This window comes from Bacillus sp. MHSD_36 (assembly GCF_030757775.1).
Taxonomy (GTDB): Bacteria; Bacillota; Bacilli; order Bacillales; family Bacillaceae_G; genus Bacillus_A.
Genome location: NZ_JAVBIS010000002.1, coordinates 276,797 through 297,573, shown reverse-complemented (window position 1 = coordinate 297,573; position 20,777 = coordinate 276,797). Strand labels below are relative to the sequence as shown.

25 protein-coding genes are annotated in these 20,777 nt (G+C 35.7%); 16 read left to right on the top strand and 9 right to left on the bottom strand.

What is annotated here, in order from left to right:
- Window positions 1-30 precede the first annotated feature (30 nt).
- From Q9B79_RS09585 to Q9B79_RS09575, 3 genes are all read left to right on the top strand, one after another.
- Window positions 31-294, top strand: coding sequence for a YqkE family protein (locus Q9B79_RS09585; protein ID WP_306183720.1), 264 nt, complete (start codon window positions 31-33; stop codon window positions 292-294).
- A 68-nt stretch (window positions 295-362) separates the two neighbouring features.
- Window positions 363-887 carry a GrpB family protein gene (locus Q9B79_RS09580; RefSeq protein WP_306183718.1) on the top strand — a complete coding sequence of 175 codons (525 nt, stop codon included), beginning with the start codon at window positions 363-365 and terminating at the stop codon, window positions 885-887.
- 128 nt (window positions 888-1,015) lie between these two features.
- Window positions 1,016-1,843 (top strand): aldo/keto reductase, encoded by an 828-nt coding sequence (locus Q9B79_RS09575; RefSeq protein WP_306183716.1) that lies wholly within the window; start codon window positions 1,016-1,018, stop codon window positions 1,841-1,843.
- A gap of 29 nt (window positions 1,844-1,872) precedes the next feature.
- On the opposite strand, the gene lolS is transcribed toward Q9B79_RS09575, so the two are convergent.
- Entirely contained in the window at window positions 1,873-2,787 is a 915-nt protein-coding gene (lolS, locus tag Q9B79_RS09570; RefSeq protein ID WP_306183714.1) for an aldo/keto reductase, read from the bottom strand.
- Window positions 2,788-2,846: 59 nt separating this feature from the next.
- Window positions 2,847-2,975 (bottom strand): Z-ring formation inhibitor MciZ, encoded by a 129-nt coding sequence (gene mciZ / locus Q9B79_RS09565; RefSeq protein ID WP_306183712.1) that lies wholly within the window; start codon window positions 2,973-2,975, stop codon window positions 2,847-2,849.
- 74 nt (window positions 2,976-3,049) lie between these two features.
- Between mciZ and Q9B79_RS09560 the strand changes: the two genes are divergently transcribed.
- Window positions 3,050-3,589, top strand: coding sequence for an NUDIX hydrolase (locus Q9B79_RS09560; RefSeq protein WP_000067041.1), 540 nt, complete (start codon window positions 3,050-3,052; stop codon window positions 3,587-3,589).
- Between the two features lie 24 nt (window positions 3,590-3,613).
- Here the strand turns inward: Q9B79_RS09560 and Q9B79_RS09555 are convergent, their stop codons facing one another.
- Window positions 3,614-4,165, bottom strand: coding sequence for a GNAT family N-acetyltransferase (locus Q9B79_RS09555; RefSeq protein ID WP_306183709.1), 552 nt, complete (start codon window positions 4,163-4,165; stop codon window positions 3,614-3,616).
- Window positions 4,166-4,320: 155 nt separating this feature from the next.
- Between Q9B79_RS09555 and spoIIM the strand changes: the two genes are divergently transcribed.
- The 9 genes from spoIIM to corA all read left to right on the top strand — a co-directional run bounded on the left by spoIIM (window position 4,321) and on the right by corA (window position 12,527).
- A complete protein-coding gene (spoIIM, locus tag Q9B79_RS09550) occupies window positions 4,321-4,938 on the top strand; it encodes a stage II sporulation protein M (RefSeq protein WP_306183707.1) in 618 nt (205 codons plus the stop codon).
- 106 nt (window positions 4,939-5,044) lie between these two features.
- Window positions 5,045-5,500, top strand: a complete 456-nt coding sequence (gene fur / locus Q9B79_RS09545) for a ferric iron uptake transcriptional regulator (RefSeq protein WP_000392655.1) — start codon at window positions 5,045-5,047, stop codon at window positions 5,498-5,500.
- A gap of 103 nt (window positions 5,501-5,603) precedes the next feature.
- Entirely contained in the window at window positions 5,604-5,834 is a 231-nt protein-coding gene (locus tag Q9B79_RS09540; protein ID WP_001250432.1) for a YqzK family protein, read from the top strand.
- 6 nt (window positions 5,835-5,840) lie between these two features.
- Window positions 5,841-6,731: a site-specific tyrosine recombinase XerD gene (xerD, locus tag Q9B79_RS09535; RefSeq protein ID WP_000390084.1), complete on the top strand. Its 891-nt coding sequence runs from the start codon at window positions 5,841-5,843 to the stop codon at window positions 6,729-6,731.
- Between the two features lie 144 nt (window positions 6,732-6,875).
- Window positions 6,876-7,619, top strand: a complete 744-nt coding sequence (locus tag Q9B79_RS09530; RefSeq protein WP_306183703.1) for a FixH family protein — start codon at window positions 6,876-6,878, stop codon at window positions 7,617-7,619.
- Between the two features lie 552 nt (window positions 7,620-8,171).
- The gene (gene deoB / locus Q9B79_RS09525; RefSeq protein WP_001046083.1) at window positions 8,172-9,356 is read left to right on the top strand and encodes a phosphopentomutase; all 1,185 of its coding nucleotides are present in this window, start codon (window positions 8,172-8,174) and stop codon (window positions 9,354-9,356) included.
- A 12-nt stretch (window positions 9,357-9,368) separates the two neighbouring features.
- Window positions 9,369-10,190: a purine-nucleoside phosphorylase gene (locus tag Q9B79_RS09520; RefSeq protein ID WP_001078446.1), complete on the top strand. Its 822-nt coding sequence runs from the start codon at window positions 9,369-9,371 to the stop codon at window positions 10,188-10,190.
- Between the two features lie 7 nt (window positions 10,191-10,197).
- On the top strand, window positions 10,198-11,502 hold the full coding sequence (locus Q9B79_RS09515; protein WP_001243082.1) for a pyrimidine-nucleoside phosphorylase: 1,305 nt from the start codon (window positions 10,198-10,200) through the stop codon (window positions 11,500-11,502).
- 62 nt (window positions 11,503-11,564) lie between these two features.
- Entirely contained in the window at window positions 11,565-12,527 is a 963-nt protein-coding gene (gene corA / locus Q9B79_RS09510) for a magnesium/cobalt transporter CorA (protein ID WP_001976329.1), read from the top strand.
- A 34-nt stretch (window positions 12,528-12,561) separates the two neighbouring features.
- Here the strand turns inward: corA and Q9B79_RS09505 are convergent, their stop codons facing one another.
- Together Q9B79_RS09505 and Q9B79_RS09500 are read right to left on the bottom strand one after the other, a co-directional pair.
- On the bottom strand, window positions 12,562-13,851 hold the full coding sequence (locus tag Q9B79_RS09505; RefSeq protein ID WP_029439827.1) for an NCS2 family permease: 1,290 nt from the start codon (window positions 13,849-13,851) through the stop codon (window positions 12,562-12,564).
- Window positions 13,852-13,985: 134 nt separating this feature from the next.
- On the bottom strand, window positions 13,986-14,657 hold the full coding sequence (locus Q9B79_RS09500) for an SIMPL domain-containing protein (protein WP_306183695.1): 672 nt from the start codon (window positions 14,655-14,657) through the stop codon (window positions 13,986-13,988).
- A gap of 159 nt (window positions 14,658-14,816) precedes the next feature.
- On the opposite strand from Q9B79_RS09500, the gene Q9B79_RS09495 reads away from it, so the two are divergent.
- Together Q9B79_RS09495 and Q9B79_RS09490 are read left to right on the top strand one after the other, a co-directional pair.
- The gene (locus Q9B79_RS09495) at window positions 14,817-15,236 is read left to right on the top strand and encodes a MarR family winged helix-turn-helix transcriptional regulator (RefSeq protein ID WP_016718421.1); all 420 of its coding nucleotides are present in this window, start codon (window positions 14,817-14,819) and stop codon (window positions 15,234-15,236) included.
- A 102-nt stretch (window positions 15,237-15,338) separates the two neighbouring features.
- Window positions 15,339-15,884, top strand: a complete 546-nt coding sequence (locus Q9B79_RS09490) for a hypothetical protein (RefSeq protein WP_306183692.1) — start codon at window positions 15,339-15,341, stop codon at window positions 15,882-15,884.
- 24 nt (window positions 15,885-15,908) lie between these two features.
- Here Q9B79_RS09490 and Q9B79_RS09485 read toward each other — a convergent pair whose 3' ends face one another.
- Genes Q9B79_RS09485 through Q9B79_RS09470 form a run of 4 tightly spaced genes read right to left on the bottom strand, consistent with a single transcriptional unit; the run spans window position 15,909 to window position 19,306 of the window.
- The gene (locus tag Q9B79_RS09485) at window positions 15,909-16,973 is read right to left on the bottom strand and encodes an ABC transporter permease (RefSeq protein WP_306183690.1); all 1,065 of its coding nucleotides are present in this window, start codon (window positions 16,971-16,973) and stop codon (window positions 15,909-15,911) included.
- 12 nt (window positions 16,974-16,985) lie between these two features.
- Entirely contained in the window at window positions 16,986-18,050 is a 1,065-nt protein-coding gene (locus Q9B79_RS09480; RefSeq protein ID WP_306183688.1) for an ABC transporter permease, read from the bottom strand.
- Complete coding sequence (locus tag Q9B79_RS09475; RefSeq protein ID WP_306183687.1) at window positions 18,040-18,921, bottom strand: ABC transporter ATP-binding protein; 882 nt, start codon at window positions 18,919-18,921, stop codon at window positions 18,040-18,042. Before Q9B79_RS09475 ends, Q9B79_RS09480 begins: the two co-directional genes overlap by 11 nt.
- Entirely contained in the window at window positions 18,887-19,306 is a 420-nt protein-coding gene (locus Q9B79_RS09470; RefSeq protein ID WP_000548033.1) for a GntR family transcriptional regulator, read from the bottom strand. The genes Q9B79_RS09475 and Q9B79_RS09470 overlap by 35 nt, the downstream gene beginning before the upstream one ends.
- Window positions 19,307-19,472: 166 nt before the next feature.
- On the opposite strand from Q9B79_RS09470, the gene dacF reads away from it, so the two are divergent.
- A complete protein-coding gene (dacF, locus tag Q9B79_RS09465; protein ID WP_078418959.1) occupies window positions 19,473-20,663 on the top strand; it encodes a serine-type D-Ala-D-Ala carboxypeptidase DacF in 1,191 nt (396 codons plus the stop codon).
- Window positions 20,664-20,777 lie beyond the last annotated feature (114 nt).

Sequence of the window (20,777 nt, the reverse complement as noted above, 5' to 3'; positions counted from 1 at the left end):
TAATGGAGAAAAAAGTAAAAGGTGAGTAGTATGAAGAAAAAGAAACAAAGACAAATGCAAAGACAATCGCAAGTGAATAAATCAGAGAAAGAGTCGCTTACATTAGGCGATCAATTAAATGATTCACTCATGCAGCAATTAAAGAATAAGAAGAAAGAATTGCAAGTGAGAGAAGAGGAAAAAGTGGCAGCTGAACAGGAAAGAAAGCGCCAAGAACAAAAAGAACGTGAAAAGAATAAATCATTTGAAGAACTGTTAAGTGAAAGTAGCCTTACTTGGAAAGACTTTAAATAATACAAAAAATGATCAGTGAATACCACTGATCATTTTTTTGACGAGCTTGTAAGAAAAGGGGAGTTTGCATGAGGAAAATTGTAGTCGTTCCGTATGAAAATCATTGGAACGAAAAATTTCAAATAGAGGCCGAAAGATTAAAAGCGGCGATGCCAGAAACGATAGAAATTCATCACATTGGCAGTACATCAGTGCCAGGGCTGGCAGCTAAACCTATTATTGATATGATCATGGAAGTAGAAAGTATAGATAGAGTAGATCATTGGAATGAACGATTTAAAGAGCTGGGCTATATCGTAAAAGGGGAGAATGGTATTTCAGGACGCCGTTTTTTTATTCATGGAACCGAGGAAAAACGCTCGTATCACTTACACGTGTTTGAAAAAGGAAATCCTGAAATAGTAAGGCATTTAGCATTTCGTGATTATATGATGGCTCATTGTGAAGAAGCTGAGGCATATGCTACTTTAAAGAAAGAATTAGCTGAAAAATATACATATGATGGTACGTTATACTCGGAAGGGAAAAATGAGTTTGTACGTAATGTTGATGAAAAAGCGAAGAAATGGATAGAAAATAACGTGAATGAATGAGTTCGCATTATTTTTTAAGGTGTATAAATTTATTATGTAAACTGTACATATGTTTTGACTTTTTGGTTGAATCTTGTTCAAATAAAGTGGTGGCTTATAAAAAACGTAATAATGAAAGGGAGACGACTGTGCACATTCCAACAACTACACTTCATAATGGCGTAAAAATGCCAATGATTGGTCTAGGCGTTTACAAAGCGAAAGAAGGCGACGAAGTAAAACAAGCAGTAAAAACAGCGTTAGAAGTTGGATACCGTTCAATTGATACAGCGACTGTATATGAAAATGAAAGCGGTGTCGGAGAAGCGGTTCGTGAATCAGGTGTTCCGAGAGAAGACATATTTATTACAACAAAAGTTTGGAACGACGATCAAGGATACGAGGAAACACTTGAGGCATTTGAAAAAAGCTTAAAGAAATTACAAATGGATTATGTAGATTTATATTTAATACATTGGCCAATAAGAGGAAAGTATGTCGATACGTACCGAGCGTTAGAAAAACTGTATGAAGAAGGTAAAGTGCGCGCGATTGGTGTTTCTAATTTTCATAAACATCATTTAGAGCTGTTATTACCAAATTGTAAGGTGAAGCCGATGGTAAACCAAGTGGAACTTCATCCGATGTTAGCACAATTTGAATTGCGTGATTTCTGCCAAGGTGAGCAAATTCAAATGGAAGCATGGAGCCCATTAATGAGAGGCGGGGAAGTATTCGAGCACCCGATTATTCAGGGCATTGCGACCAAATATAATAAAACACCTGCGCAAGTTATATTGAGATGGGATATTCAAAGCGGGGTAGTGACGATTCCGAAATCTGTCACACCATCTCGCATTAAGGAGAATTTTACTATCTTTGATTTTTCACTAACAGAAGAAGAGATGACTCAAATTAATACGTTAAATCGTAATTTACACGTAGGAACGAATCCAGATAAATATGATACGCTATAAAAAGACGCTACCATACTGGTAGCGTCTTTTTAACGGTGTAAAGCATAGGTATCACATTTAGCAATTTGCTGAAGTTGTATATATTCTGCTGTTGTTAACTCTATTTGTTTACTAGCCTGTACATTTTCTTGTAATTGCCCAATAGAGCTTGCACCAGGTATAACAGCTGCCACAGTTTCATTATGTAAGCAATATTGAATAGCTGTTCCAGTTAAGGAGTTTTCTCTGATTATTTCTTTTACACTCGCAAGCGTCGCATATAATTCATCGTAAGAATAAGAAAGGTAATCTTTTTCTTTTACTCTTTCTATCTTTCTTGCATTATTGTCAGTTAAAATTCCTTTTGCAAGTGGTCCACGAGCAATGACGCTAATTTGATGTTCATTTAGGAGTGGGAACCATTCTTCAGGGCGACGATTTAAAAGGCTATATTCCATTAGTACACTAACGATATTTGAACGTTTGGCATACTCACGGATGACATTTGGACGTATAGAAGAAATACCATATTGGCGAATGATACCTTCTTTTTTTAATTCTTCAAAGGCTTCAATTATTTCATCTATAGGATCTTCAATCGTCCCGCCATGAAGTTGATATAAATCAATATAATCAGTTTGAAGTCTACGTAAACTTTCTTTCACTGCAGCCTTTATGTAATTTTTAGAAGGATCCCAAGACCAGCCGTTTTTTTCTTCTGTCCATCGATTTCCAACCTTCGTTGTAAGAATAATTTGGTCTCGTTTTCCTTTTAAGGCTTTTCCAACAAATTCTTCGTTTAATCCATAATCATATAAATCCGCTGTATCAAAAAAATTGATTCCTAAATCGATAGCTTCATCGATAATACGCATAGCTTCTGTTTCAGATGTACCGAGAGACATACAGCCAAGTCCCATTTCTGTCACAAATAAATCTGAGCTTCCTAATTGACGTTTTTTCATAAGTCAACCTCCTTATCCTTATTCTTATTGTACGCAAGGGAAAAGAGGTTGACAAACGTTTACTTTTTAGTTGCTGCAATCCACTCTTGTACAGTTGTATACTCTTTGCCATATTGTTTTAGCTTATGGCGAATTTGCCATGCTTTTCCGACTAAAGTGACGCGATTTGGTAAAATATAAACTTTCATTTCTATCACGCTCCTTTCAATGTGGTAAAATGTATGAAGAAAGAATAGGAAATAGAACAGGGAGATGAAGTAGTATGAGTAATCTTGCAGAGAGAACAGTAAAAACTGAACCGATTTTTGATGGTAGAGTTATAAAAGTTCGTGTTGATGATGTAGTATTACCAAATGGAGCAATGAGTAAACGTGAAATTGTAAATCACCCTGGTGCAGTTGCTATTATTGCTATTACTGATGAGGGGAAAATCGTGCTTGTTGAGCAGTATCGTAAAGCGCTTGAAAAGGCGATTATAGAAATTCCTGCAGGCAAGTTAGAACCTGGTGAAAAACCTGAGGTGACAGCAGTGCGTGAATTAGAAGAGGAAACAGGTTATGTATGTGAAAATATGGAGCTTATTACTTCTTTCTATACATCTCCAGGATTTGCAGATGAAATTTTATACGTATATAAAGCGACAGGTTTGACGAAGAAAGAAAATAAAGCTGAGTTAGATGAAGATGAGTTTGTGGAATTGATGGAAGTTTCGTTAGAAGAGGCGATTACTCTTATGAAAGATCTTCGTATTCATGATGCGAAGACGATGTTTGCAGTACAATATTTACAACTACAAAAATAAACACTCGCCAAAGGCGAGTGTTTTTTAATTGATTTTTGCGTATACGCGTGCATCACGTAAGCTACCATCTGGTGCAATGAAATCATTTTCCATTGTACCTTCTAGAATAAATTCTAAACGTTCTGCTAGGTTACATGCATTTGTATTTGTTGCATCAATACGAATTTCAACTCTTCTAGCACTTAGCTTATCAAAGGCAAATTGAATGGCACCTTTAATAGCTTCGGTCATATATCCTTGTTTTGTATAGGCACTATGCAGCCAGAAGTGAAGTGAAAACTTTGGAATATCCCAGTTTTCAGGTTTGAGCGTGATAGCTCCGATGAATGTACCTGATACTTTATCGTATAAGTGAAAATCAAGTGTTTCACGAAGTAAAAACTGTCCGTGAGCGTTACGAACGATTTCTTCAGCACTTTCTTCTGTTTCAGCTTTAATTGGCATCCACGGTACTAAGTCTTCTAGAGAAGCTTGGATTGCTTCATACACTTCTGCACCATCACCTGGAAATGGCTTACGAACTTGTAAGCGTTCAGTTTGAAATAATGTTGGAAAATCTAATAATAATGGTTTCAAGAGAAATCCCTCCTATTCTCTACTTTTTAGTTTAGCAAAGTAGAGCGGAATTTCAATGTTAATTCGTCATACTTTTTTCTTTCTTTCATACATTTTTAGTAAGAGTGTGAACGGAGGGAAGAAAAATGTGGCGAAAAACTTGGCAAGACCGTGTAATGTCTCACATACAGGAAAACTCTTCATTATATATATTTAACGCTGTTTTATTATTGATGGGAGTAATATTTGGGGCCATTCTTGTAAATAGTCTACAATTAAATCAAAAACAAGATTTATCATTTTATTTACAACGTTTTTTTGGACAAGTTTCTAAAGGAGAATTTGCTATTGCAAGCGAAATGTTTCGAGAAAGTTACTTTTCACAATTAAAATACATTGGATTTATTTGGATTTTAGGGATTTCAATTATTGGATTGCCACTTATTTTTATTTTATTGTTTGTAAAAGGAGTAGTTGTCGGATTTACAGTAGGTTTTTTAGTAAGTCAGCATGGATGGAATGGATTATTATTAGCATTTGTTTCTGTATTGCCGCAAAATCTCATTATCATTCCAGTATTTCTCGTTATGACAACAATCGCTGCAAGCTTTTCCTTACGAATGATTAGGCATCAATTTATACGGAAAATAACTGAGCCACTATTACCATTATTAATTCGTTATACATGCTTCTTTCTTATCATTGGAGTGGTGCTCGCTCTCGCTTCTAGTGTAGAAGCTTATGCATCACCATTTTTAATGAAAGAAGTCGTTGAGGCTATTAATAAACAATAAATACTTTGTGAGAATAATTATCAATTTGTTTTTATTGTTTTTCTTTTGACAGAAGCCCTTCTTCTGATATAATGGTGTAAGAGTGGCGAGGAGGGAGTAGTACCGAATGGAAGAAAGAATTGAACGAATTAAGAAGCAATTACATGCAGCGAGCTACAAATTAACACCGCAACGTGAAGCAACAGTTCGTGTGCTGCTAGAAAATGAAGAAGATCATTTAAGCGCAGAAGATGTTTACCTCCTTGTAAAAGAAAAGTCGCCAGAGATCGGATTAGCAACCGTCTATCGAACTTTAGAATTATTATCTGAGTTAAAAGTTGTCGATAAGATTAACTTCGGAGACGGTGTTTCACGCTATGACTTACGCCAAGAAGGTGCGCAGCGTTTCCACCATCATTTGATTTGTACACAATGTGGTGCTGTACAAGAAATACAAGAAGATTTACTTGGTGAAGTGGAAAGGAAAGTAGAACATGACTGGAGCTTTAAGGTGAAGGATCATCGTTTAACATTCCATGGGATTTGTAAAAATTGTCAAGAAAATGAAACGGATGAAAAATAACCTTTTCCTATTTAACTAGGAAGAGGTTTTTTATTTGAATAAGGTATAAATTGGTGAAAGCTTGGCATATGTTGTAATAACTTATATTTTGGAGGAATTTACAATGCGCCGAGCCTTAAAATTAACTTTTGATGGGATAAAAGTATTTTTATTATTTACAAGTTGTACGATTTTGTTTTATTTCGCTATACTATGGATAAATGAAGAATATGAAAGCTATCATCGTTATGAAAAGCCAAAAGAAGAGACTGTAGAAAAAGTATCAGGGAATGAAGAGCCGGCAAAGGATGCTTTCGTAAATAGAATGATGTTTTTCTATGAAAATGGGGAGTAGTGTAGATTGGAAGATCAATTAAAAGATTTTATTCATTATATGGTTGTCGAAAAAGGGCTAGCGAAAAACACAGTAGTATCTTATGAACGTGATTTAAAAAGTTATGTAAAGTACTTGCAAAATGTAGAACAAGCGAAAAGCTTTCATGAAGTGACACGCTTGCACATTGTTAACTTTCTGCAGCATTTAAAAGAAAACGGAAAATCTTCGAAAACATTAGCACGTCATATTGCATCGATCCGTTCGTTCCACCAATTCTTACTTCGTGAACGAGCGGTAGAGCACGATCCATCCGTACATATTGAGACGCCACAAGGAGAACGGAAATTACCGAAAGTATTATCAGTCGATGAAGTAGAGGCGTTACTTCAGACACCAAAAATGACGAGTGCTTTTGGGGTTCGTGATAAAGCGATGCTAGAGTTACTGTATGCAACAGGACTTCGTGTTTCGGAATTAATTGCCTTAAATTTAGAAGATGTACATTTAACAATGGGGTTCGTTCGTTGCATAGGGAAAGGGAATAAAGAAAGAATTATTCCACTAGGAAGTTTAGCAACGGAAGCGATTCAAAAGTATATTGAAAAGGGAAGAAGAGAATTGATGGGTAAAAAAGTAGTAGATGCACTCTTTTTAAACCATCATGGGAATCGATTATCAAGACAAGGTTTTTGGAAAATTTTAAAACGATTAGCGAAAGAAGCAAATATTGAAAAAGAACTTACACCTCATACATTGCGCCATTCTTTTGCTACGCATTTATTAGAAAATGGAGCAGACTTGCGCGCTGTGCAAGAAATGCTTGGACATGCAGATATTTCAACGACACAAATTTATACGCATGTTTCAAAAACTAGATTAAAAGATGTATATAAACAGTTTCATCCGAGAGCATAGATACTATGCTCTTTTTTTCATAGATTCAAAAGGCTATAGTATTTCACAGAAACTTCACAAACATTTCGTACATTGTTTTCAGCAGAAGACTAGAATATTACAATGTTTTTCCTCTATACTAAATAAGGTATGAAGGAGGAAATGATGATGAAAAAACTTATTATGACTTTATTTATCGCGATGCTAGCATTGGCTGGCTGTAATACAAACAAAGAAGAACCGAAAAAAGAACAGAAACTAGAAGCTGTAAAAGTAGCAGTTCAAACAAATCCGAAGGAAATTAAACCTGGTGAAAAAACAGAAGTACAAGCACTTGTTACACAAGGAAAAGAAAAGGTAACGGATGCTGATGATGTAAAGTTTGAAATTTGGAAAGCTGGCGACGAAAAGCACGAAATGTTAGATGGTAAGCATAAAGGAAAAGGTGTTTATGCGGTAGAGAAAACGTTTGAGACGGATGGAGTATACCACATTATCGCTCACGCAAATGCACGTGAAATGCATGTTATGCCAGAAGTAAAAGTGGCTGTAGGGAATGCGAAAGTAGAAGATGCGAAAAAAGAAAATAGTGATCACGGTGCAGGACATGGCGATCATAAAAGCGATACAATGATCCACCTTATGGCTGGTGACATAAAAGCAAATGCTGAATCAACAATGAAAGTTCACTTAAAACAAAAAGAAGAAGCATTAACTGGTGCTGAAGTCCAACTTGAAATTTGGAAAGATGGTGTTGAAAAACACGAATTTATTCCAGCGAAAGAAGGAAATAAAGGAGAGTATGAAACGAAACATACTTTCAAAGAAAAAGGTTCTTACAAAGTGAAAGTTCATGTTAAAAAAGGCGAACTACATGAACATAAGGAAGAAACAGTAGAAGTAAAATAAGTGAAGCTTTAATCAGTGGGGTGGTTCTTCATCCCCCCACTGATTATCAGCCCTCACCAATCGGACTTTAATGGGCAGCCCGACCCCACCTAAATTCTTTGCTTTCGCTGCATTTTGAGGTGGGGGTCTTACTGCCCATTAAAGCGGGATAAAAAGTAGCTCATTAGAGCTACTTTTTATTTTTATCTCGTTCTTTGCGGAGAGATTAAAATTTCACCTTATATGAAGAAATAAATCATAAAATCATTAGCACTTCTTTGCATAATGGATTACAATAGAAGTGTGAAGAAAATGAGAAATTCTACGAAAATGTATTAAAAAGAAAGCGTAAACATGTTATGATATCAGTATCAGATGTCTGACATCTGACTTAGAAAAAACTAGAAATGTTTTTGAGTCGTTTTAAAGTAAACGAAATAGGTTAGAGAATCATTTAAAGAAGTACTGTTTGACAATGAGAACGAAAGATAATTCTTATGGAGAACAGTTTCACTTTATAGCGTTTTGAACATACTACAAGAAGTAGAACTGAACTTATAGGAGGTCGCAGTTATGAATAAATATAAACGTATATTCCTAGTCGTAATGGACTCTGTTGGAATCGGTGAAGCACCAGATGCTGAACAATTTGGTGATTTAGGATCTGACACAATTGGTCACATTGCTGAACATATGAATGGGTTACAAATGCCTAACATGGTGAAATTAGGTCTTGGTAACATTCGTGAAATGAAAGGCATCTCTAAAGTAGAAAAACCACTTGGATATTATACAAAAATGCAAGAGAAATCTACTGGTAAAGACACAATGACAGGTCACTGGGAAATCATGGGTCTTTACATTGATACACCATTCCAAGTGTTCCCAGAAGGATTCCCAAAAGAATTACTTGATGAATTAGAAGAAAAAACAGGCCGTAAAATCATCGGTAATAAACCAGCTTCTGGAACTGAGATTCTTGATGAACTTGGTCAAGAACAAATGGAAACAGGTTCTTTAATCGTTTACACTTCTGCTGATAGCGTTCTGCAAATTGCAGCACACGAAGAAGTAGTGCCGCTTGATGAGTTATATAAAATTTGTAAAATTGCACGTGAATTAACGTTAGACGAGAAGTACATGGTAGGCCGCGTTATCGCTCGTCCATTCGTTGGTGAGCCTGGAAACTTTACTCGTACACCGAACCGTCATGACTATGCATTAAAACCATTCGGCCGTACAGTAATGAATGAATTAAAAGATAGTGATTATGATGTAATTGCTATCGGTAAAATCTCTGACATCTATGATGGTGAAGGGGTAACTGAATCACTTCGTACGAAGTCTAATATGGATGGAATGGATAAGCTTGTAGATACATTAAATATGGACTTTACAGGTCTTAGCTTCTTAAACTTAGTTGACTTTGATGCATTATTCGGTCACCGCCGTGATCCACAAGGATACGGAGAAGCATTGCAAGAATATGATGCACGTCTTCCAGAAGTATTCGAAAAACTAAAAGAAGATGATCTATTATTAATTACAGCAGACCACGGGAATGACCCAGTTCACCACGGAACTGACCATACACGTGAATATGTACCGTTATTAGCATATAGCCCAAGCATGAAAGAAGGCGGACAAGAGTTACCACTTCGTCAAACATTTGCTGATATTGGTGCAACTGTAGCAGAAAACTTCGGTGTGAAAATGCCAGAATACGGAACAAGCTTCTTAAACGAGCTAAAGAAATAGGGGGATAAACAAATGAATCGTGAACTTATTACAAAATCAGCTTCATACTTAAAAGAGAAATTTCAAGAGACACCACAAGTAGGACTAATCCTTGGATCTGGACTAGGTGTATTAGCAGACGAAATCGAGAACGCAGTAACAGTACCTTACAGTGAAATTCCTGAATTCCCAGTATCAACTGTAGAAGGTCATGCAGGCCAACTTGTATTCGGTACACTTCAAGGTGTAACAGTAGTAGCAATGCAAGGACGTTTCCACTTCTATGAAGGATACGACATGCAAAAAGTAACATTCCCAGTTCGTGTTATGAAGGAACTAGGTGTAGAAACAGTTGTTGTAACAAATGCAGCTGGTGGTGTAAATACATCATTTGAACCGGGCGATCTTATGTTAATTTCAGATCACATTAACTTCATGGGTACAAATCCATTAATCGGACCAAATGATTCTGAAATGGGTGTGCGTTTCCCTGATATGTCTACATCATACACAGTAGAGCTTCGCGAAATGGCGAAACAAGTTGCAGCAGACTTAAATATTAAAGTACAAGAAGGTGTATACGTTGGAATGACAGGTCCTGTATATGAAACACCTGCTGAAATTCGTATGCTTCGTACACTTGGCGGAGATGCAGTTGGTATGTCAACAGTACCTGAAGTAATTGTAGCGCGTCATGCTGGTATGAAAGTACTTGGTATTTCTTGTATTTCAAATATGGCAGCTGGTATTTTAGATCAGCCACTTCACCACGATGAAGTAATCGAAACGACAGAACGTGTTAAAGCTAACTTCTTAGCATTAGTAAAAGCAATCGTAAAACAAATGAAGGGGTGACCTCACAATGAGAATGGTGGACCTAATTGCAAAAAAACGTGACGGACATGCATTAACGACAGAAGAAATTAACTTTATTGTTGAAGGATATACGAATGGTGATATTCCTGATTATCAAGTAAGTTCACTTGCAATGGCAATTTTCTTCCAAGATATGAACGATCAAGAACGTGCTGATTTAACAATGGCAATGGTAAATAGCGGTGATACAATCGACTTATCAGCTATTGAAGGAGTAAAAGTAGATAAGCACTCAACAGGTGGCGTTGGTGATACAACAACACTTGTATTAGGTCCATTAGTAGCCGCTTTAGGTGTACCGGTTGCAAAAATGTCTGGACGTGGTCTAGGACATACTGGTGGTACAATCGATAAATTAGAAGCAGTTCCAGGATTCCATGTTGAAATCGAAAATGATGAATTTATGCGTCTTGTGAATGAGAATAAAATCGCAGTTATCGGTCAAAGTGGAAACTTAACACCTGCGGATAAAAAATTGTACGCACTTCGTGATGTAACAGCAACAGTAAACTCAATTCCGCTTATTGCAAGCTCAATTATGAGTAAAAAAATTGCTGCTGGTGCAGATGCAATTGTTCTTGATGTAAAAACTGGAGCAGGTGCATTTATGAAAACAGATGAAGATGCAAAACGTTTAGCAGAAGCGATGGTGCGCATTGGTAATAACGTTGGTCGTAATACGATGGCTGTTATTTCTGATATGAGTCAACCACTTGGTGAGGCTATTGGTAACGCACTTGAAGTACAAGAAGCAATTGATACATTACAAGGTAAAGGACCAAAAGATTTAGAAGAGTTATGTTTAACGCTTGGAAGTCAAATGGTATACCTTGCTGGACAAGCTTCATCTTTAGAAGATGCACGTGAGAAATTAATTGAAGTAATGAACAACGGTAAAGCGCTAGAATCATTTAAAACGTTCTTATCAGCGCAAGGCGGAGATGCATCTGTTGTTGATGATCCTTCTAAATTACCACAAGCACAGTTTAAAGTTGAAGTGGAAGCGAAGGAAGACGGTTATGTATCAGAAATTGTTGCAGATGAAATTGGAACAGCAGCAATGCTTTTAGGAGCAGGACGTGCGACGAAGGAATCTGAAATTGATTTAGCAGTTGGTTTAATGCTTCGCAAAAAAGTAGGGGAAAGCGTGAAAAAAGGTGAATCCCTTGTTACCATTTACGCAAACCGTGAAAATGTGGAAGATGTAAAAGCAAAAATTTATGAGAACATGAAAATCTCTAAAGAGCATGTAGATGCACCAACATTAGTGCATGGAATCGTTACTGAATAATAAAGAAGGGCCAGGGAGTATTTCTCCTTGGCTTTTTTTGCTATTTTTTGTTTATAATAATAATGGGTGAAATTATGATTAGAATTTGTGCAATAACAAAAACAGATGAAGTATTATATGATGTTTCGCTAGAAGAAACAAAGAAAGACCATATTGTATGGTATTGGCTAGATTTATATAAGCCAACGAAAGAAGAATATACATACATTTTGCAAGATCATTTTAAGTTCCATCCCCTTGCAATAGAAGACTGTATAGAATATGTACAGAGGCCAAAAGTTGATTTTTATGATGGATATAACTTTTTAGTTCTTCATGCATTTGGTGAGGATGGATTAGAACCGCACGAGATTGATTTATTTATTAGTGATCGTTATATTGTTTCTTTCCATTTTTCTCATAACAATGCAATTGAAAGAGTATGGAAAACACTTGGAGAAAAGAAGCGTATTAAAAATAGTCCTTTACACGTAGCACATACAATTATCGATCAAATTGTAGATGACTATTTTGCGCCTGTCTATTACATTGAGGATCATTTAAATGCAATTGATGATAATTTAACGGGTGAGACGGCAGGAAGTGTACTAGAAGAAGTATTTGATATACGTGCAGATCTATCGAAGTTAAGACGTACAATTATTCCGATGCGTGATTTATTGTATCGTATTTTAAATTCGACTCGTTTTTACGGTATAAGTGATCATGAAATTTATTTTAAAGATATACATGATCATTTGCTTAAACTGACCGAAATGATTGAAGCAAGCCGGGAGTTAACAGCAGATATTCGAGATAGTTACTTTTCATTAAACTCGCATCATATGAATAACATTATGAAAACACTAACTGTATTCTCGACTATTTTCATGCCATTAACATTTATTGCGGGCGTATATGGAATGAACTTTACGCATATGCCAGAGCTTGGTGGACAATATAGTTATTTTATTTGTTTACTTATTATGGCACTAATTGGCGGCGGCATGATGGCTTGGTTTTATAAAAAAGGATGGTTTAAGTAAAAAAACACCGAGGGAAATTCCTCGGTGTTTTTACTTAACCAATAGCATGTAATACGAACATGGCTAAGAATAAGCATGTAATGATATACATAGACGGTGCGACTTCTTTACGCTTTCCAAGAGCAACTTTTAAGATAGGATAAGCAATAAATCCGAACGCAATGCCATCAGCGATACTATATGTGAGCGGGATCATGACGATAATTAAGAACGCTGGAAATCCTTCTGAAAAATCGTTCAGAGGAATTTGTTGAATGCTTGTAATCATCAGGCCGCCAATAATAATTAAGATTGGTGCAATGGCACTATCAGGAATTAGTTTGACAAACGGAAGTGCAAACAGTGATGCAAAGAATAACAACCCTGTAACGATAGACGTCAGACCTGTTTTTCCGCCTGCAGTAATACCTGCGGCACTCTCTACTGTTGATACGGTAGGGCTTGTGCCAAATAGACCACATGTCATTGCTGAAATTGCATTGGCTTGGTAAGCACGTGGGAATTTACGGTCATCTTCTAATAAACCGTGCAATAGTCCCATGTTCTCAAAAATAAGCACCATGCTTAAGGAGAATGTTGCAATCCAAAATGGTAAGGAAGAAAGTTTGCCAAATGACATAGCTCCAAACACATCGCCGTAATTAGCGAATGAGAATGAACTATTTCCGATTTGACTTGTATCAACAAGGCCAAATAGCCATGCAATACCAGTTCCTATTGCAATCGTCCATAAAAAGTTTCCACGTACGTTACGAATAAATAGCACAAGTGCAACGATAAGAGTAAGCACGGTCGCAAGAACGACAGGGTTACTTAATTTACCCATTGCAACAGCAGTATTTGGATTCGAAACGACTAAACCACCTTTTTGCAATCCGATAAACGCTAAAAACAATCCGATACCGACAGTAATAGCTTCCTTTAATGACTTTGGAATTGATACTGAAAGCACGCGAGCGATTGGTGTAAACGCAGCAATTGCAAAAATAATACCAGAGATGAAGACAGCTGCTAATGCTTCCTGCCAAGTTAGTCCGAGCGTATGCACAGCAGTGTACGTGAAGAATGCATTTACACCCATACCAGGGACAAGAATAGCAGGTGCATTTGCCCAAAATGCCATGAGCAGACATCCGATAAATGAACTGAAAACAGTTGCTAAAATTCCAGCTTCAAGAGGAATGCCAGCATCGGATAAAATGGATGCATTTACAATCATAATATATACGATTGTGAAAAATGACGTAACCCCAGCTAAAACTTCTTGTTTTGGTGATGTTTCGTGTAAACCTAATTTAAATGTTCTTTCAAGTATTCCTTTCATGTTAAACCTTCTTTTTCATATCCCTCTCCCACCCGTGATATCTCTTTTGTAAGAGCTCACCGTCCTTTATTATATCAGAACATCATGTTTTTACAACAAGGAAAATGATAACGTTTACTTATAAATGAAATTATTTATAAATACGTAAAAATCGCCCTTATTGTAGAAATGATTTCTAATTCTCCCGATTGAATGGGAGGAGCTGCTTGTGCATGTAAAGTAGCATAGGACGCAACTTCCCTTGGTAATTGAGCAGATTCTTCAACGAATGAGAGTGGAACAGGATTAATGTTTAAATTGTATGTACTCGCAATAGCACGAGCTTTTTCTACAGCTTGTTGCAGAGCTTGAATGAGAGCTTGCTCATAATATTTATTTGGGTGAGATATTCGAAAACGTAATCCTTTTGCTAAGTTTGCTCCATTTGAAACGGCTATATCATATACTTCCCCTGCTTTTTGTACATTTAAAACGGTAATTTCATACAAATGTTCCACACGGTATCCTTGTAGTAATGCTTTATCATTTACGTATTCGTACTGAGGTGTAATCGTATATGAAATGGTTTCTATATTTTTATCAGCAATACCAAGCTGTTTAAGTGCATCCAGCAATTGTTTTGATTGCACTGCATTTTCTTCTTGTGCTTGTTTCACATTCTTACTATCAGTTCGAATACCAATTGTTAATATAACGACATTTGGTTTTGCTTTGACAATGCCTTCACCTTGTACAGTAATAGTCGCTTCTTTACCAGTATTAGCTGGGCGTACGTTGTGTAAATAAGGATTCATTCCCCCCTGCATTTTCCATCACCATCCTTTTTATATGTATATGTGTGAACAAAAAAGAAATTTATATGAAAAAAGTTACATAAATGAGAATGTTAGAGAAAGAAAGCATATACAACGTGGGTATTTATAGATTATAATATGTGTAAATATGATAAAAAAGGGACGAGGCTAGTGAACGAAAAAAGAGAAACACTGATTTTAGAGTTATCCGGATCATTTCGAAAGATGATACGTTTATTACAAAATGATATTAATACACGTTTTGCAGAACATATGCCATACAATGAATTTTCTGTATTACGCGCGTTATTTTTAAAAAGTCCACAGATGGCTTCGCAAATTGCGAGTGAAGTAAACGTAACCTCCAGTCATATTACAGCTGTTACTGATCGTCTCGTAAGAAAAGGCTTTGTAGAAAGAAAGCGTTCGAATTCAGACCGTCGTATTGTGTACTTAGAAATTACAGAACACGGAAGAGAAGTAACTGAAAAACTTGAAGCTGTGCGTAAAGAATATTATAAAGATAAATTTAAAGGTTGGAGCGACCAAGAAATCGAAATGGTGTTAGAGCTATTTGGCCGCGTATTATAATAAATGAGGATAGGAAGCGAAAGCTTTCCTATCCTTTTTCTTTTGAATAGAAACATTTTGGAACTCCAATACTTTAATTAAAAAGAATCGGAGTGAAAAATTATGAAACGTATTTGTACGCTTTTCATTATGATTGGAAGCTTTTTCTGCTTTCATCAATTTGCGGACGCCGCAACACCTCTTCAAGTCGTTCAGAAAGAATTACAACATATTTCAAATAAGCAACCTGTTTTATATTCAAAACTATGGATTCGCTCTATGCAAAATGCTATTTTATTTCATCACAGTGATAACATTCGGCATGAAGATACGATAAGCAATGTAACAAAGTCTTCTCTTGTAAAAGTAAAACAACTGCCACTTCAGAAAGCATCGCAGTACATCCCGAGATTATCACAATATATTTCTAAGTTCAAAGCTGAAAATGTGCAAGTGTATTATGTTGCAGCTCGTTATGAAGTGAAAAAAGAAAATCCGTATCAGTTAAATGGAATGAATTATTTTATGCAAGTATTTATTCAACAAGGGGGAGAATGGAGAATTGCTGAAAGTATAGTTGCTCCAACAGATCAAATCGTGGCAAATGGTGATGGATTTGGAACGAAGCAAGAAAAAGAATATGGGAAAAGAAGAGAGAATGTAAAATAACCTCCTCATCAAGAGGAGGTTATTTTATTTGAAATTCCAAGAGACTTTCCATTTTAATATTTTAGGTAGGAAGAAATACGTAATGAAACTAGTCACCAAAAATCCGATGTAAAAGCTGGACAATGACTGCGCGCGACTTAGTATTAAGCCTCCAACGATCCCACCAAAGAAAATAGTACAAGCCGATACTACTTTTTGTAGTTTTGGATATAATAAGTAGTTACCGTTTCGCTCATTGGCTGAACGAGCATATAAATATATACCGAGTGGTAATAAAACAATGATATGTACGATAGGTCCAATCAATGTTTTTACCGGTGGAATCTTTGTAAAGTTTGGTTCGTTATGACGTACTCCGTTTCGATCGGTATAAGCATTTTGTGGATCATAATTAAAGTGAATATTGAAATCTTCTGCTGCACTAGAAATACGTATGTTTTCCATCACATTATATATAAGGCCACTGTTCTGATGAAATTCAGTGTTTGAGTGAACAGCAATGACGCCTGAAATAAGTGTTGGAAGTAATAATGGGAACATGAATAGAGCGGCAGTGAGAACTCCTTGCGATATAACATTCCCAGCGATTGTTCCTATACATAAGGCAAGTGTATAAATAGCAATTAATACAATTAACATGTATATAAAATAACTATGAAAGGGGGAGAATACTTGATATTTATTATGAAAAGTTAACTTTTTCATAATAGCAAATAGCCCCCAGTTTAAAACGACAACAGCGGTGATATTACAGATTCCAAACAACCACTTTGTTATATAGAGGTGTGAACGTTTAAAGGGCATAGACCATAGCAAGTCGCTAGCGTTATTTTGTCTTTCCCATCCAATTAACGTACAAGCTAGAACGATAAGCACAATACCTAACAGCATGACAGAATCTAGAAGTGTTAAATTAAAGGTGTAATGATATACAGAGTTCCACTTTTTGTTGTCATTTAGAAATTGTTGCTGTTGAATAGAAGTCATATAGTAGTAATATGACAAAGTATAGAAACTGGCAAGCCAAAATAACCATACAACATATTTACTTTGTTGATACGTTCTTAGCCATAGTGCTTTTTGAAACATAGGATCTCTCCTTTAAAAAACTTTATAATTTGTTAAGCGTGATAATACAACATAAGTAATAATTCCAGCGAAAAACAAAGCGATATAGTAGTTAAGTAAGAAATGAAATTGGTTTAATTTATAGCCACCTAGTAATGCAAAGTAAATGGTTGTCCCCCATATACATATTCGTAAATGCTTTTGGAAAATAAATATCTTTTGACTGTTTTCATTTGGCGATCGTTTATATAAATATGTTCCAAGTAGTAAGTAAACTATTGTATAAAAAATAGGGACTAACATCGATTTAGCTGAATAATAGTGATAAGATGCTGGATTTCTTAAAGTAGTTGAGTCATTTTCTTTTTTACGTGATTCAGGATTATAATGGTAATAAATCGTGAAGTTATATATTGGTGCAACTATATTTGTTTTTTTATTGATTTCATAAAGTTGTTGTTCTAATTTATTATTTTTAGTATTGGTAGCCTCTAAATGGTTTATCGTAAAAGTGTACACTAGTGGAATAAAGGTAAGCCCCATTAGTAACCATGGAATACAAAAAACAACCTGTGAAACAATGCTTCCAGTAAAAGTACCGATACATAGAGCAGCTGTATATACTGCAACATAAGAAACAATTGCATAAAGAAAGTATCGATGAAATGGACTAAAAGATTGATAATCAAAATGAATGGTTGTTCTATAAATAACATACATAAGGATCCAATTTATAAGTAACGAGCCCAAAATACAAAATGAACCAAAAGCCCATTTAGATAAGAAAACATCTTTTCTTTTAAACGGCATCGTCATAAGTAGTGTATTCGATTGGTTGCTACGTTCCCACCCTATCAATAAACAGGCTAAAGCAATAATAAGAACTGTTAACAAAAAACTATTACCTTCTCCTGAAGAAAAGGCATAAAAATAATAATACTGTTTCCCTTTTTCTTGTAATTCGTAATATTTATCGAGTTCCATCTGAGCACTTCTATAGTATCCGAGAGATAAAAGATAAAGCGAACTAAAGAAGAATAGCAACACAGCATATTTCCCGCGCTTCCAATTCCATATCCACAAGGCCTTATGAAACATACCCATCCTCCTCTAGTGTCGTAACGAAGACATCTTCAAGTGACATTGTTAATTCTTCAATGAGTATAGGTTGTTCTTTATAAAACTTCTCCAGTGTTGTAGCCACATTTCCTTCAATTAAGATTGTATATACTTTTCCTGTTTGATTTAATATTTTAATATTGCTTAAGTTTTCTAGTTTTTGAGGTAATGAACGTTCGTAAGCAACTTGTATTTTAGCAAATCGTGATTTTGCATCGTCTAGTGATGTAATAGAAGATATAGTATGGCCTTTTAATATAATAATTGTATCTGCAATTTGTTCCACTTCATCTAAATGGTGAGTTGAGATGAAAATGGTAATTTCTTTTTCTGCAACTTCTCCAACGAGAAACTGTAAAATCTGCCTTTTCACGATAGGATCAAGTCCATTTGTCGGTTCATCTAAAATGATATATTCTGCTTTTGTAGAAACAGCTAAAATGATGGCGAGCAGTGCTTTCATTCCTTTTGAATAGCTACGAATTCTTTTGTTTGGTAAGTTAAAACGTTCTAACAGTTCATAGAAATACTGTTCATCAAATGCTGTATAAACGGCTTTATAAAACTTTACAATTTCTTTTATCGTATAGCCGTTCAGTATGTTAGTAGAATCCGGAACATATACGATTTTTTGCTTTATTTCAGGACACTGATGAATGTTTGTATCTTCATATGTAACAGTCCCTGCATCAGGGGCTAAAATGCCGACCATCGTTCGTAATAAAGTTGTTTTCCCTGCACCGTTTCTTCCAAGTAATCCGATGATACTTCCTCTTTGTAATGTGAAAGAAACATCATCTAAGATTGTTTGATTATCAATTGTTTTCTTCAAGCTTGTCACTTTCAGCATCTGCATTTCCTCCAATCTCTTTATAGTATGAATCTATCCAATCATGAATTTTATCTTTCGTAACACCAAGATAAGAGGCTTCTAATAGTAATTGATGAAATTGCTTTTCAACCATAGCGATTTTCCTTTCGTCTAATGTTGGGGTAATCGATTGGGATACAAATGTTCCTTTTCCTCGTAATGTTTCAATAATCCCTTGTCGCTCTAACTCTTGATACGCTTTACTCACTGTATTTGGATTGATAACGAGTAAAGAAGCGAGTTCGCGTACAGAAGGAAGTTTATCACTTGGAGCTAACATGTTTTTCAATACGAGTTCTTTTATATTTTGAACAATTTGTTCCCATATCGGAGTGTTGCTTCTTGGATCAAGTTGAATATGCAAGAGCAATGTCTCCTTTCTGATATGTATTAAGTGTACTATTTCGTGTAATACACTTAATACAATAAAGGTGATGAATGTGTTTGTCAACTGAAAATGTTAGAAAAATATGGTATTAAAAAATGGATAATTGGAAAAAATAGGTTTGATATAGAATGGAGGGTTAGTCATGAAGCGAGTTTTTGGAATACTTGTTTGTTTCATGTTATTGCTTTCTGGTACTTCAGTTAGTTTCGCACAATCTGAGAAGACGAAGCAGGAGAAAACAGAAGAAACAACGCCGAAGTTAGCGGAACAAGCGTCATCAGCAATTGTAATTGAACAAGATACAGGTAAAGTTTTGTTTGATAAAAATCCAAATGAGAAGTTACCACCTGCTAGTATGACGAAGATTATGACAATGCTATTAATTATGGAACAAGTTGAAAAAGGAAAATTAAAACTGACCGATAAAGTGAGAGCAAGTGAGCATGCAGCTTCAATGGGTGGATCACAAATCTTTTTAGAGCCTGGGGAAGAGATGACTGTAAATGAAATGCTAAAAGGTATTGCCATTGCATCTGGAAATGATGCGTCTGTTGCAGTAGCGGAGCATATCGCTGGTTCAGAAGAAGGTTTTGTAAATATGATGAACAAAAAAGCGAAAGATTTAGGACTGAAAAATACTCATTTCCAAAATCCAACAGGTCTTCCGGCTAAAGACCATTATTCCACAGCAAATGATATGGCTATAATGGCAAAAGAGTTGATGAAGTACCCACTTATTCGCAAATACACAGGTAAATACGAAGACTATTTACGTGAAGATACGGATAAGAAGTTTTGGCTTGTGAATACGAATAAGTTAGTACGTTTTTATCCTGGAGTAGATGGTGTGAAAACGGGCTTTACGACAGAAGCAAAATATTGTTTAACAGCATCGGCTGAAAAGAATGGGATGCGTATTATTTCAGTTGTTATGGGAGCACCTACATCGAAAGAACGGAATAATCAAGTAACGAAGCTTCTTGACTACGCATTTGGTCAATATATGACAAAGAAATTGTATACACGAGGCGAAAAAATTAAGACTGTCCAAGTAGGAAAAGGGAAAAAAGAAAAAGTAGATTTAGTTGCGTCAGACAATGTGTCTCTTCTTATGAAAAAGGGCGAAAATATGGACAAAGTAAAGCAAGAAGTAATTGCTGAAAAGAAAGTGAAAGCGCCGATTAAAAAGGGCGATGCACTTGGTACACTTGTTATAAAAAAAGATAAAGATGTTTTATTAAAACAAACCATTGTAGCGAAAGAAGATGTCGCTGCAGCGAGCTGGTGGGAGTTATTTAAAAGAAGTTTTGGGATGTTTTCAACATCAAAATAGCGGCAAACATTTTGCCGCTTTTCTATTCGCATGTAAGTAAATAATTGCTGAATGGTTTCACTTTATGGCGAAATAGTTCTTCTTTTGTCAGTAGGAAGGATTCTTGTGGTGTAT

What these genes read in the sequence shown, in the direction of transcription:
- Q9B79_RS09520 (WP_001078446.1), top strand. Translation starts at nt 9,369, where the DNA reads ATGAATCGTGAACTTATTACAAAATCAGCTTCATACTTAAAAGAGAAA.
- Q9B79_RS09500 (WP_306183695.1), bottom strand. Translation starts at nt 14,657, where the DNA reads ATGCAGGGGGGAATGAATCCTTATTTACACAACGTACGCCCAGCTAAT.
- spoIIM (WP_306183707.1), top strand. Translation starts at nt 4,321, where the DNA reads ATGTCTCACATACAGGAAAACTCTTCATTATATATATTTAACGCTGTT.
- Q9B79_RS09585 (WP_306183720.1), top strand. Translation starts at nt 31, where the DNA reads ATGAAGAAAAAGAAACAAAGACAAATGCAAAGACAATCGCAAGTGAAT.
- dacF (WP_078418959.1), top strand. Translation starts at nt 19,473, where the DNA reads ATGAAGCGAGTTTTTGGAATACTTGTTTGTTTCATGTTATTGCTTTCT.
- Q9B79_RS09515 (WP_001243082.1), top strand. Translation starts at nt 10,198, where the DNA reads ATGAGAATGGTGGACCTAATTGCAAAAAAACGTGACGGACATGCATTA.
- Q9B79_RS09485 (WP_306183690.1), bottom strand. Translation starts at nt 16,973, where the DNA reads ATGTTTCAAAAAGCACTATGGCTAAGAACGTATCAACAAAGTAAATAT.
- corA (WP_001976329.1), top strand. Translation starts at nt 11,565, where the DNA reads ATGGGTGAAATTATGATTAGAATTTGTGCAATAACAAAAACAGATGAA.
- lolS (WP_306183714.1), bottom strand. Translation starts at nt 2,787, where the DNA reads ATGAAAAAACGTCAATTAGGAAGCTCAGATTTATTTGTGACAGAAATG.
- fur (WP_000392655.1), top strand. Translation starts at nt 5,045, where the DNA reads ATGGAAGAAAGAATTGAACGAATTAAGAAGCAATTACATGCAGCGAGC.
- Q9B79_RS09530 (WP_306183703.1), top strand. Translation starts at nt 6,876, where the DNA reads ATGATGAAAAAACTTATTATGACTTTATTTATCGCGATGCTAGCATTG.
- Q9B79_RS09540 (WP_001250432.1), top strand. Translation starts at nt 5,604, where the DNA reads ATGCGCCGAGCCTTAAAATTAACTTTTGATGGGATAAAAGTATTTTTA.
- Q9B79_RS09490 (WP_306183692.1), top strand. Translation starts at nt 15,339, where the DNA reads ATGAAACGTATTTGTACGCTTTTCATTATGATTGGAAGCTTTTTCTGC.
- Q9B79_RS09560 (WP_000067041.1), top strand. Translation starts at nt 3,050, where the DNA reads ATGAGTAATCTTGCAGAGAGAACAGTAAAAACTGAACCGATTTTTGAT.
- Q9B79_RS09475 (WP_306183687.1), bottom strand. Translation starts at nt 18,921, where the DNA reads ATGCTGAAAGTGACAAGCTTGAAGAAAACAATTGATAATCAAACAATC.
- mciZ (WP_306183712.1), bottom strand. Translation starts at nt 2,975, where the DNA reads ATGAAAGTTTATATTTTACCAAATCGCGTCACTTTAGTCGGAAAAGCA.
- deoB (WP_001046083.1), top strand. Translation starts at nt 8,172, where the DNA reads ATGAATAAATATAAACGTATATTCCTAGTCGTAATGGACTCTGTTGGA.
- Q9B79_RS09505 (WP_029439827.1), bottom strand. Translation starts at nt 13,851, where the DNA reads ATGAAAGGAATACTTGAAAGAACATTTAAATTAGGTTTACACGAAACA.
- Q9B79_RS09480 (WP_306183688.1), bottom strand. Translation starts at nt 18,050, where the DNA reads ATGTTTCATAAGGCCTTGTGGATATGGAATTGGAAGCGCGGGAAATAT.
- Q9B79_RS09580 (WP_306183718.1), top strand. Translation starts at nt 363, where the DNA reads ATGAGGAAAATTGTAGTCGTTCCGTATGAAAATCATTGGAACGAAAAA.